Here is a 12,183-nt window from a genome sequence, read left to right as displayed (position 1 = left end):
ACGTTCAACGCTATCCAGGCAATTTCGGCAGTTCTTGACCAATTGCGCCCGGAAATTTGTTTAATACCCTGTCAAAAATCCAGCCGTTCTACTGTCAAAATTCACGCGCCATTCGACAAGTCGCGAAGCGCATCCAGACAAGCGCGCGCGCCCCTTCCCTCTTAAGCTCGCGGTGCTGCCGTGCAGGCATCCACCGCCAACAGGAGAAAAAACTTGTCGAAAGGTCTCGTCATCATCACAGGCGCGAGTTCGGGGATCGGCGAGGCTACGGCCCGCCTGTTTGCGCAACTCGGTTATCCGCTGCTGTTGCTCGCCAGAAGAATCGACCGGCTCGAAGCGTTCGATCTGCCCAACACGCTGTGCCGTCAGGTCGACGTGGTCGACCGCGCCGCCCTTATCGCAGCCGTCGCGCAAGCCGAGGCGCGCTTCGGCCCCGCCGATGCCATCGTCAACAATGCCGGTGTGATGCTGCTCGGCGACATGACGGCGCAGCCGCCCGAAGAATGGGAGCGCATGCTCGACGTGAACGTGAAAGGCGTGCTCAACGGCGTGCATGCCGTGCTGGCGGGCATGGTCGCGCGGCGACGCGGCACGATCATCAACGTCAGTTCCACGTCGGGCCGCAAGACCTATCCGCAGCACGTGGCCTACGTGGGTACCAAGCACGCGGTGCATGCGCTGTCCGAAAACCTGCGCGAAGAGGTCTCGCCGCACAATGTCCGCGTAGTGCTGATCGCGCCGGGCGCGTGCAACACGGAGCTGCAGACCATCACCACCAATGACGCGATCAAGGAAGGCTTCCGCGCGTGGAAGGAATCGATTGGCGGCGTCATCCTGCAGCCGGAAGAAGTGGCCGAGGCAATCCGCTTCGCCTACGAAATGCCGCAAAACGTTTGTATTCGCGAGATCATGCTCGCGTCCACCAATCAGCCCGTGTGACGCGTGCAGACCTCGATCCAGGCCATTGCACCGTCAAGCAGCCGTACGCGGGCGGACAAGAATACCGGCGTCAAATTGGCCATGATACGTTGGTGATCGACGATCACGCTCTTCCGTGACCACTCTGCCAAGACCACCATGACAACCTCCGTAGCATTGTCCCCCGTTACCGGCGCCGCCGCCTGGCGCGGCGACAGACTTCTCGACAGACAGGACTGGATCTACCACCTGAGCGAGGATCAGATCAGCGAACTGGAAGCGCTCGGCCGCCGCTTCGTCGAAGACGACCCGGACCTGCGCTTCGTCAAGGCGTCGGATTATCCGTTGAACGCCTGCACCGCCGCCGTGGACGAGTGGTGCAAGGACATCGACGAAGGTCGCGGCTTCGTGCTCGCGCGCGGCCTGCGCACCCATCTGTATTCCGATGCGATGTCCGCGGCGATCTACTACGTCCTCGGCCTCCACATGGGCGAGCCGATCCGCCAGAACGAACTCGGCGATGTGCTCGGTCACGTCTACGCTACGTCGGACAAGACTCTGGACGATCCGGACGCGCTGTCCGCGAAGATCCGCGATAAGCTTCCGTTCCATTCGGACAGCTCGGATGTGGTCGCGCTGCTGTGTCTGCGTCCCGCACTCGACGGCGGCGCCTCGTGCCTCGTCTCCGGCGCGGAGATCTACAACGAAATCCTCAGGCGCCGCCCGGATCTCGCGCCTTTGCTGCTCGAGCCGTTTCACTGGGACTGGCGGCGTCAGGATCACAACGCGCCCGCCAACACCTATGTGTCGCCCATCGTGAGCTTCGTCGACGGCACGTTCAGCATGTATGCGGGATCGCTCTATATCCTGACAGCGCAGGAATATCCAGAAGTGCCGCGCCTCACGCCTGAGCAGCGGGAAGTGCTCGAGCTGTTCGAGCAGATTACTTACGAGCCGGGTATGTCCCTCGCGATGGACTTCCGGCCGGGCGACATCCAATGGCTGTCTAACTACGCGGCGCTGCATTCGCGCACGCTCTTCAAGGATTTTCCGGAGCCGCAGCGGCGTCGACACCTGCTGCGTCTGTGGTTGCGCCGCAGTTCACCGCGCTCGATGATTCCGGGCTTCGGCAAGAACGGCGTGGTGCAGCAGCGCTATGAGGCGCGCGATCGGGAAAACGGCGACACGCGCGGCAACTTCAGGATCGGCATTGCCGCTGTGCCGCGCATGTGAGCGACATCCGGCGCGGCAGCGATCCGCGCCCGCGTACTCGTGATCCGAGGCACCCATTGCCCGCAGCTTATCGGTTGAACCAACCGGGCAACACGCTCGCGGCGCGGACCTGGCCCGCGGTCCGTGCCTGCTGCTCACGAGCGCGCTGGCCGGCTGGCTGTGGGGCCGCTTAACCCGGCAAGTCCTACATATTTTCGCGGATCATGGCGAACACATCAGCGGACTGCCCTTGCAACATCGCTTTCGCCGAATAGAGGACCATCCCGTACGCAGCCCCCCACTCGATCTTCGGCGGCATCACGAGCGTCATCGTATCGACCTTGACGTTCAGCAGCGCGGGGCCGGGTTCCTTCAACCACGTAATGACTGCGTCTTCGAGCTCATCAGATTTCGACACCGTGCGCCCCCACCATCCGATCGCCTCGGCGACCTTGCCGAAGTCCGGGTTTTGCAGGCCCGTATAGAGCGGCAGCATGCCTTCGGACTTCTGCTCGATGTCGATAAATCCAAGCTTGCCGTTGTCGAACACGACCACCTTGATGGGCAGCTTCTCCTGCACTGCCGTCATCAGTTCGCCGAACAGCATGGCGAGGCCGCCGTCACCGGACATGGAAATGACCTGACGCCCCGGCTGGCACTTCTGCAGACCTAATGACATCGGCAAGGCCGCCGCCATCGTGCCGTGAAGCAGGCTCGAAAACACTCGACGCTTGCCGTTCGTTTCGATGTGCCGGTAAAGCCAGACGGTGGGCGCCCCGTCGTCGGCGCAGAAGATGGCATCGCTCGCGGCGTGCCGGTTGATCAACTCGGTCAGATAGATGGGAGGAATCGTTCCACGATCCGACGCAACGGCCTTGGACCGGTGGCTTTCCAGCGCACTGGCATGCCGTTCGACGAGCTTGTCGCGGAACTCGGTTGAGGTGCGCGGTTTGAGGCGTGGCAGCAAGGCCTCCATCGTGGACTTGATATCCCCAACCAGCCCGAGCGTGACCGGATGCCGGCGGCCGAGATGATCGGGGGCGAGGTCGATCTGCACGATCCTGGCCTTATCCGGGTAGAACTGCCGCCACGCAAAGTCGGCACCCAGCAGCAGCAAGGTCTCGCATTCGGATACCGCCAGATAGCCCGCTTCGCCGCCGATAATGCCGGTCATGCCGACGTTGTACGGATTGTCGTGCTCGAGCACGTCCTTGGCGCGGGACGTGTGTGCAATCGGCGCCTTGAGCCGTTCGGCCACCGCGAGAATTTCAGCTTGGGCGCCGCGACATCCCGAACCTCCATAGATCGCAATCTTGTCGCCTGAATTGAGGATTTCAGCGACACGGTCGAGATCCGCGTCACTCGGCCGGACCACGGGAACATTCGTGTGGACCGAATACGGGACGTCATCCTTCGCATCGGTATGCGCGATGTCGACCGGAACGATCAGCACTGCGACGCCACCCTTGGCAAGGGCGGTTTGACACGCAATCACGGTCTTGCGCCGCGCCTGCTCCGGCGTAATGATCATGTCGCAGAACACGGTGCACGATCCGTAGATCGCCTTGAAATCGACTTCCTGCGGAAAGTTAAAGCCGAGTTCCTCGCTCGCGACCTGGGTTGCGATCAGGATAACCGGAGCCCGGTTACGATTGGCGTCCACCAGGCCGTTAATGAAGTGAAGACTGCCCGGACCGCAGCTTCCCGCAACGGCCGTCAGGTTGCCGGTCAACATGGCTTCGCCTTCGGCGGCGAACGCTCCCGCTTCCTCGTGGCGCACATGGACCCACTCGATCTCGCTTTCGTTGATGTGGTGAGCGATGAGATTCAGCGTATCACCCACGATCCCATAGCAGTGCTTAACGCCTGCCGCGGCGAGTGTGTCCACAATGATTTCGGCAACTTTCTTGCTCACGAGATTCTCCTGGGGGTGCTTCATTCATGAAGAGACCGACCGCACCTGTAAACCGAACGCGCGGAGTTGATCGGTGCCCGTCGCGCGCTCATCGGAGCGGCGCTTGGGTTTTACATGTTGAATGGAGTTCTTTCCATTTGGTATCCCCCATTGGAGGCAAACGAACCATGCTGGCCTCCCCAACCGCTGAGAAGACACCGTCGCCGTTGTACAGGTCACTCGACGCGGTCTCGCTGGCCGTTTAGCCACCCGCAGCTTCGAGCGCAGTCGCAATTGTTCTTCAGCGTAGAACCGATGGCCCCGGATCAGCAGATACGCGCCACGGATCTCGATATGCGGCCGGTCGATCTGTAGACGCGGACCGTGGCACGGGTACGCGAGTGCTGCGCCGATTTCAACTCGGCACCACGTTGTAAGGCATCTTTCATAAATTCACGGTAATTGGCGGAATACGGGACACTACCAGGTTGAATATGATTGACGATCTCCATGTCGTCTGACAACAATAGAGGGTAAGGATCCCATCAGAAGGTCCTGCCCGATCTCGTCACTGCGTCTGCGTGTTCCAGTGCGCACGAGCGTCGCCACACTGCGACCTGGTAGTCGAATGAATGACCACTTATCGGTAAGACAAAAAGGAGATGAATCAAATGGCAGCGCATGACAAAGACGATCCTCTGCTCCCCGCGCCCTACACCAATGCGCCCGCCTCGCCTCGCCGGCGCGCGTTTATGGCCTTTGCCGGAGTATCCGCAGGTGCAACCCTCCTCGCGACCGGCCGCGCAGCAGTAGCAGCAGAATCCATGTTTCCGTTTTCTTCGGCTCCCGGAGATCAACCTCCGGCACAACCCGGCCACCCGTTCGGTTCCGACCCAATCTGGGGCCCAGCCGGCGAGGCCACGGCGATCATCAGAAGGCTCGCCCACCTCAAGCCCGAGATGTTCTCCCACGCCGACTTTCACGTGACGAGCTACGGTGCGCGCACGTTGCCCGCCTCCGCGTTGATTGCGTCGACCGCGTGGCCGAGCGGCAAGATTCCCTGGGTGACCGGCGGTACGGAGCAGACGGCGCATCCGGCCAACGACCTGCAAAGCCCCGGCTCGGACGTGATGGTGCCGTGCGACTACACGGGCACACAGTACGACTCGTGTGCCGCGTTCAATGCCGCGATCACGGACGCGAATCGTGCCGGCGGCGGCCGCGTGGTGGTGCCGGCCGGCAACTGGTATTGCGGCGGTCCGATCGTGCTCCTGAGCCACGTGAACTTCCATCTGGAATCGGGCTGCACGATCTATTTCAGCCCGAACCCTGCCGATTATGCGAAGAACGGTCCGTTCAGGACAGCGAACGGTAATCTGTACCACACGCGCTGGCAGGCGAACGATTGCCTGAATTTCGGCTCGCCGATCTATGCGTTCCACCAGACCAATATTGCGGTGACCGCGGACGACAATACCTGCGTGCTGAATGGTCAGGCGATGACGCCGATTCAGCCGAGCACCCAGGCGCCGACCTCGTGCTGGTGGACCTTCAAGGGAAGCAGCAACGAGTACGGCTGTGCGGGTTCGTCGACGCCTTCACAGGCTTATCTGAATCCGAACAACGTCGCCTTGACAAGCCTTCCCGCCTCGCAAATCCGGAACCCGCAGGCAAATGTTTCCTTCACGACCCAGTACGGCACGACGACCACGCTGATGGACCTGCTCACGGGCACGGGCTGGAACGAGGACCAGAACTATCTGCCCGCGCTGTCGGAGCTGCGCGTGCCGGTCGAGGACCGCATCTTCGGCAACGGACACTATCTGCGTCCGTGCATGATCGAGTTCATCGGCTGCACGAACGTGCTCCTGCAGAACTACCACACGCAGAACACGCCGTTCTGGCAACACCATCCGACCGATTGCACGAACGTGGTGATCGACGGTGTGTTTGCCGACAGCGTCGGCCCGAACAACGACGGCTTCGATCCGGACGCGTGCAACTACGTGCTCGTACAGAACGTGCAGTTCAACACCGGCGACGACTGCATTGCGATGAAGTCCGGCAAGTACCTCGACACCGGGTACGGTCCGATGCAGAACATCGTCGTGCAGAACTGCACGATGCAGAGTGGCCACGGTGGCCTGACGATCGGCAGTGAATTGAGTGCGGGCGTGCAGAACGTCTACGCCCGCAATCTGACGATGCAGAACGAGAACTGGGCGAGCAATCCGCTGAACATCGCATTGCGGTTCAAGACCAACATGAACCGCGGCGGGTTCATCAAAAACGTCTGGATCAATGGCGTGACGCTGCCCAACGGCGTGAACCTCGGCGGCAAATATGGCGGCGGCACGCTCGGCGCCGCCATCAGCCGGATCACCGGTACGGGAACGACCGGTCTCGCGACGAACCCGTCCACGGGTCAAGGCGGACTGATCACGTTCGACTGCGATTACAGTCCGTCCGGCGATGCGGTACGCTGGACTCCGTCGGTGATCAGCAACATCAACATCACGAATGTGAACGCGAGCAACGTGTCGGGTGCGGTATCGTACTCGATGCCTTCGGGCTTCGTCGCCGGGTCGAACTCGTGCTTCCAGGCCCTCGTCATGCAGGGCCCCGAGGCGGTCGACTATAACGGTCCGCTGCCGGTGCCGACCGTGAGTCCGATCAACGGCGTCACGATCTCGAACTGCAACCTCGGCTCGCCGGTGTGCACGGGCGCAGCTCCGACGACGCCGTCTACGTCTGCGTCGGCCGCGCCGGGTCCGATCTTCGTGAGCAATGTCAGCGGCATTACGCTGAGCAATGTGGTGATCGCGGGCACCACGTACAACACGACGCTGAGCGCATCGGCGACTTGATGCTGACGCACACGGCCGTGGGCAACCGTGTCCGTGTGCGCAGCACGCATTCCTCCCAGCGAACTCTCGATGTTTCGGCACGGACCGCCAGGCCCTAAAGAGCCAGGCAACGGCAAGATCCCGCCTTGGGTCATCCATCCGGACGGTGCATGGTTCTTTCCGTGCCGCGCTCTCAAGACGAGATTTCTGCGAGCGCGATCACGGCGACAAAGGCACCAAGCGGCACGAGGTGCCTAAATTCGCGGTGGCGCAGAACGGTCAAAACCGCAGCCACAATGATTACCGCCCCAAGCGCCAGGCCAACCGTGCGACTGACAGGAAGCGCAATCAGAACGGCGCTCACCATCTCCAGTCCGCCGGTAAAACGGCCCCACCAGCGCGGGTAACCCCACCGGGCGAAATCGCTTTGCGTCGCGGGCGTGCCGATCGCGTTAAAGAGGCCGGCACCGAGGAAGCCGGCAACGAGGAGCCAGATCGAAACAACATGGACCATCTCAGCGCCCACCCATCATTAGAAGAATGGCCGTTAGGACCATCAGCACGGCCGTAGGGGCATGCATGCCGAAGGCGCTTCTGGTGGAGCCTTTCGCTGCAAGAATCAGCAGCATGTCGCCGACAGGGATGATGGCTGCCACAAGCAGGAAGATGCCGACCCCGCGGGGGGCGTCCCACACCATGAACGCCAGTACCGCCAATCCCGATGCAATGTCGCGCACCCCCTTGAGGCGAAGCCACCAGGCGATGTTGGCGCCGTTTTCAGGAAGCGGCAGGCCGAAACTGCGTGTCGCAGTCGTGGGGCTCAAGAGATATTGGGAACCGATCGCGATAATCGCGAGAGCCAGGAACAGCGCCAGTCCGATCGCAAGCCAATGCATCGCAGCGTCCTATGTTGGTGTCGTAGCGATAAAATATAAACTAGCATTGCTATATTATCAAGCTTCCGTATCATCACAAGGCATGTGGGCCATCCTGGTCCGGGAGATCGAAGGTTGAGTATCGCCGAGCGGAAAGGCAGGCACCGGGCTGAGCGCGAGTCCCGCATTATCGCGGTAGCGCGCGTGATCGCCGAGCGCGAAGGATGGGATGCCGTCACCATCCGGCGCCTGGCTGAAGAGATCGAATATAGTCAGCCAGTCCTCTATTCACATTTCGAGAACAGGGATGCGATTGTTGCAGCAGTTGCAGTCGAGGGTTTCAAGGAGCTCGCCGTAGCGCTTCGGGAAACGGCGCGTGGATCGACCGGAGAAAACGCCCTCGAGAATGTCGCCATGGCCTATGTCGGCTTTGCATTCCGTCGTCCTGCACTCTACGAGGCCATGTTTGTCCTCCCGACGGATCTGCGATTCGCTGAAGCTGAAACCAGACCGGAACTGCGGGCGGCTTTCGAAGCGCTTGCGACAGTCGTAACGCCGTTCTGCGTCGATGTAGATGTCGTGACCGAGACTTTTTGGGCGACCCTTCATGGGCTCGTCGAACTCGAACGTTCAGGCCGAATCAGGCCCAGCGCGCGTGTTGAACGGATCATGCTGGTTGTTCGGGCACTCCTCGTTTCCCGAGACAGCTCTCTCGACCCCAGATCATAAGCCTGGACCAGCAGCTCGCGGGGGCGGCCCCTTACGCCCCCCACGTCCGGGAAACCTACTCAGCAGCAAAAATGTACCGGCCGGAACCTCTCCTCTTGTTACACCCGCTAAATGCCCGATTTGAGCTGCGCCCACAGCCGGTTCTGCAGCCGCATGATTGCAGCCGGTTGCGGGCGCATGACGGTCATCTTTGCAAGCAGGTCTGCCGGCGGGTACGTGACCGGATCTTTCGCGATTTCCGGCTTCACAAACGGTAGCGATGCGCGGTTCGCCGTAGGATAGAACACCTCGTTCGTGATCCCCGCGCTCGTCTTGGGTTCTTCAATGTAATTGATCCACTCGAGCGCCGCTTCCGGATGAGGGGCGTCCTTAGGAATCGCCATCATGTCGAACCAGACGAGCCCGCCTTCCACCGGGTTGACAAACTCGACGTCGTATTTGCGTTTGGCTTCCAGCGCACGCCGCCGGGCGATACCTGCATCCCCGGAATACCCGACGGCAACACATACGTCGTTGTTCGCGAGGTCGTTGATGTAGCCCGACGAGTTGAATTGCGTAATGTAAGGACGTACCTTCTTCAACACTTCGTAGGCCGCCTGATAATCGGCCGGATTGATGCTGTTCGGATCGCGATGCATATATTGCAGTACTGCCGGGAAAACATCGCCGGCAGAATCGAGAAACGACACACCGCAGCTCCGCAATTTCGAAAGGTTGGCCGGATCGAAAACAAGCGCCCAGCTATTTTTCGGTGCGTTTTCTCCAAACGCTCGTTCAACAGCCTGCACGTTATAGGCAATGCCGTCCGTCCCCCATGCCCACGGTACGCCATACTGGTTACCCGGATCTGCGTCGGACACCAGCTTCAGTAGTTGCGGGTCCAGATTCGCGAGGTTGGGCAATTTCGACTTATCAAGCTTCTGGTAAACGCCCGCCTCGATCTGTCGCGCCATATAGGCCGATGACGGAACAACGATGTCGTACCCTGCGTTCCCCGACAGCAGCTTGGCTTGCAGTGTGTCATCGCTGTCGTAACTGTCATAGCGAACTGTGATGCCACTTCTTTTCTCGAAGTCCGGGATGGTGTCGCGCGCGATGTAGTCGGACCAGTTATAGACGTTGAGCTGCTTGTCGTCGGCGTGTACAGCTCGTGTCGCCAGCCCGCTGATACCAGCGAGCATCAGAACCTGCGCAAGCAGCCTAAAAGTTTTTCCAGACGTCTTCATGTAATTCCCCAAGATGACCGTGCTACCTGAAATACGGATCGCCGGGCCCAATACTGTTCTATTCCGATGGGATCTCACACGCCCCTGTGTGCGCCAACGCTGGTCGCGGACGAACGACGTCTCTGACCGGTGTTGACATGACAGCGGGACATGCGCGACCCGTCCGGCTAACGAGCTCGGGCCAGGTAGAGAGTGAAAGACACTGCAGGGAGAATTGACTACGGCTGGGGGAGCAACGATGTGACTTCATCCTGACGAACCGCGATGAAGTCGTGGGTCACAACGGAATTATGTCTCCGCACGGAGCGGATGGAGAGAACAGTGTCGATCGAACGGTAACAGCAGAGCCGGACCGACGTACGGGTCCCCAACGAAATCACGCTGCGCATGGCGAGAAATCCACCACGGCCTCGATCATAGCGTACCAGGGGGCCACGAAATTTCATGGTAGTCGGAGTGCTTCGTAATCGACGCCAATGCTATGCATTGAACTCGACTGCAACAAAGACCTTACGGCATGGCTCGATGACCTCCCAGGAGCCTTTAAACCCGGCGGGGATAAGAAAGCGGTCACCAGCCCGTACCGTTCTGGCATTACCGTCCTCATCGCATAGTTCGCACACACCCGCGAGAATTTCGCAATACTCACTCTCGGTGAAGTGCACGGACCACTTTCCACAGGCACTCTCCCATACGCCAGCCGACAATTGGCCACACGGGCTTGCGAAGTGCAAATGGGTGGATTGCGCAGGTTCACCCGAAACAATCGTTTCCGGCCTCGGCATGCCATTGATAGTCTGCTTCGCGGGCTGGGAGAAATCGACGATATCTTGGATTTTCATGATGATGCGAATGTTCAGGATTAGAAACGAAAAATGCCGCGAGCTACGCACTCGACGAGTACGCAGCCGCGCGTATTCTACAGTCGGGCTGCGCCAATCGTGACCGCACCGAAGGTGCGGAAGATCGCGAGCGAGGTTACTTCCTGCCGTTGCGCGAAATGACAATGACTTGACGCATGCAACAGACGGCCGTGCGGCCTACGCGCGAGACGAAACCCGACGTCGGCAAACGGCGAAAAGGAAGAACCACGTGGAAAGAAAAGGCGCTAGGGCAACAGCGACGCGATTTCGTCGGTGCGAATGGCGACAAATTCGTGCGTTTCGATGGAGTTATGCCGGCGCACGGAGCGGATGGAGAGAACGGTATCGATCGAACGATAACAGCAAAGTTGGGTCGATTTGCTCGCCCCTGAAGAAACCATGCTGCGCATGGCGAGAAATCCACCTCGACCTCGATCGTATCGTACCAAGGGACCACGGACTCTCACGATTACACTCGATCAGTAACGTCAAATGCGCTGAGAAAGCGACTCGACAAAACAATGTCTGAACTGGACATCCGATCCTCGTCGCAGCCGTCACATCAGCGTCTTGCCATGCTGGTGAATCCTGACTACGACAATTGAAACCGGCTTGTGAACAGCATATACGAGTCAAAAAATTTTCGTCAAATCTTTTTGGAACGATTCCGCCGGTCTCCGCGCGAAGCGTTTTCCCAAGCAGATACTTCGTGCCGAAGGTCGCTTCCTGGCCCCTTCCCAACCGATGCGCCCTGCGGCATCCTGCAGGTTATGCAAACCACATCTTCCGCCCCGGACGCTCACCTGACCGAAAGCACGCGCGAGGTCGTCCTTGCCTACCATAACAGTTGGAAGGCTCGCGATGTCGATGCGGTGGTCGCGCTCTACCATCCCGACATGGCGTACCACGACTTCTTCCAGAACCGCCGCCTGGGCCTGGCCGACCTGCGCGAATACGTTTCCCAAACCATGCCGCGCTGGCCCGACGAGTTCCTCGATCATATCGACCGCATCCGGGTTGACGGCGATACGGCCTTCATCCAGTACCGCACGGCCATCACTCTCGGCAAGCGCCTTGCGGTGTTCCACTCCAGCGAGGCCATCACGGTGCGCGACCGCCGGATCTGGCGCGTCAATGAATATGCGACCCTCGTGCGCGAGTCGTCCCCGGACACTTCGTCCGGCGCCGGCAAGCCACGCCCGCCGGCCAGCCGCCTTGGCTTGTCGCCGCGCCAACTGGGGCAGTTGGGCCACGACCTGGAGGAATACTTTCAGAAATTCCAGCCACATCTGGCTCCGGATCTCGATCTGTCCCAGGTGGCGAGCACCATCGGCTATACGCGTAATCAGGTCTCCTACCTGCTCAACCAGGTGATGGGGCTGAGTTTTTATCAGTATGTCAACCAGATGCGGCTCCAGCATCTGCTGGAACAACTCCGCCCCGGACTAGATAGCCGCGTCGACGAACTGGCCTTCGCTGCCGGCTTCAATTCCCTGTCCGCCTTCTATCGGTGTTTCCGTCAATATACGGGGCTATCGCCCCGGGAGTACATGCGCCGGCTGAGCGCAGATCGCTGAGCCACCCCGCCGCGCACCGCCCATAGCACGGCGGTCATCAACC

Annotated in this window: 11 protein-coding genes; 5 read left to right on the top strand and 6 right to left on the bottom strand. The window is 60.2% G+C overall.

Translation table 11 applies throughout. From position 1 onward, the window contains the following. Positions 1-213: 213 nt before the first annotated feature. On the top strand, positions 214-939 hold the full coding sequence (locus AC1ECK_RS11635; RefSeq protein ID WP_480319071.1) for an SDR family oxidoreductase: 726 nt from the start codon (positions 214-216) through the stop codon (positions 937-939). Between the two features lie 138 nt (positions 940-1,077). Next, positions 1,078-2,151 (top strand): TauD/TfdA family dioxygenase, encoded by a 1,074-nt coding sequence (locus AC1ECK_RS11630; RefSeq protein WP_480319069.1) that lies wholly within the window; start codon positions 1,078-1,080, stop codon positions 2,149-2,151. A gap of 184 nt (positions 2,152-2,335) precedes the next feature. On the opposite strand, the gene AC1ECK_RS11625 is transcribed toward AC1ECK_RS11630, so the two are convergent. Further along, on the bottom strand, positions 2,336-4,045 hold the full coding sequence (locus AC1ECK_RS11625; RefSeq protein WP_480319067.1) for a thiamine pyrophosphate-dependent enzyme: 1,710 nt from the start codon (positions 4,043-4,045) through the stop codon (positions 2,336-2,338). 650 nt (positions 4,046-4,695) lie between these two features. Between AC1ECK_RS11625 and AC1ECK_RS11620 the strand changes: the two genes are divergently transcribed. Then, positions 4,696-6,891 (top strand): glycoside hydrolase family 28 protein, encoded by a 2,196-nt coding sequence (locus AC1ECK_RS11620; RefSeq protein ID WP_480319065.1) that lies wholly within the window; start codon positions 4,696-4,698, stop codon positions 6,889-6,891. 172 nt (positions 6,892-7,063) lie between these two features. Here AC1ECK_RS11620 and AC1ECK_RS11615 read toward each other — a convergent pair whose 3' ends face one another. Both AC1ECK_RS11615 and AC1ECK_RS11610 read right to left on the bottom strand, forming a co-directional pair. Further along, positions 7,064-7,384: a DoxX family protein gene (locus tag AC1ECK_RS11615; RefSeq protein WP_480319063.1), complete on the bottom strand. Its 321-nt coding sequence runs from the start codon at positions 7,382-7,384 to the stop codon at positions 7,064-7,066. 1 nt (position 7,385) lies between these two features. After that, positions 7,386-7,766: a DUF4267 domain-containing protein gene (locus AC1ECK_RS11610; protein WP_480319060.1), complete on the bottom strand. Its 381-nt coding sequence runs from the start codon at positions 7,764-7,766 to the stop codon at positions 7,386-7,388. 114 nt (positions 7,767-7,880) lie between these two features. Here AC1ECK_RS11610 and AC1ECK_RS11605 point away from each other — a divergent pair, with 114 nt between their 5' ends. Beyond that, complete coding sequence (locus AC1ECK_RS11605; protein ID WP_480319058.1) at positions 7,881-8,474, top strand: TetR/AcrR family transcriptional regulator; 594 nt, start codon at positions 7,881-7,883, stop codon at positions 8,472-8,474. A 107-nt stretch (positions 8,475-8,581) separates the two neighbouring features. Here the strand turns inward: AC1ECK_RS11605 and AC1ECK_RS11600 are convergent, their stop codons facing one another. The 3 genes from AC1ECK_RS11600 to AC1ECK_RS11590 all read right to left on the bottom strand — a co-directional run bounded on the left by AC1ECK_RS11600 (position 8,582) and on the right by AC1ECK_RS11590 (position 10,973). Continuing rightward, positions 8,582-9,655, bottom strand: coding sequence for a polyamine ABC transporter substrate-binding protein (locus tag AC1ECK_RS11600; protein WP_480319455.1), 1,074 nt, complete (start codon positions 9,653-9,655; stop codon positions 8,582-8,584). Positions 9,656-10,179: 524 nt separating this feature from the next. Continuing rightward, positions 10,180-10,542 (bottom strand): cupin domain-containing protein, encoded by a 363-nt coding sequence (locus AC1ECK_RS11595; RefSeq protein WP_480319056.1) that lies wholly within the window; start codon positions 10,540-10,542, stop codon positions 10,180-10,182. Positions 10,543-10,808: 266 nt separating this feature from the next. Beyond that, positions 10,809-10,973, bottom strand: coding sequence for a hypothetical protein (locus AC1ECK_RS11590; protein WP_480319054.1), 165 nt, complete (start codon positions 10,971-10,973; stop codon positions 10,809-10,811). A 360-nt stretch (positions 10,974-11,333) separates the two neighbouring features. Between AC1ECK_RS11590 and AC1ECK_RS11585 the strand changes: the two genes are divergently transcribed. Then, positions 11,334-12,140 (top strand): AraC family transcriptional regulator, encoded by an 807-nt coding sequence (locus tag AC1ECK_RS11585; RefSeq protein WP_480319052.1) that lies wholly within the window; start codon positions 11,334-11,336, stop codon positions 12,138-12,140. Positions 12,141-12,183: the final 43 nt, after the last annotated feature.

The sequence above is a fragment of the Paraburkholderia sp. SSBN10T genome (assembly GCF_056619545.1).
Note: the sequence above shows the minus strand (reverse complement) of the source record. Positions and strands in the feature narration are given on the sequence as shown.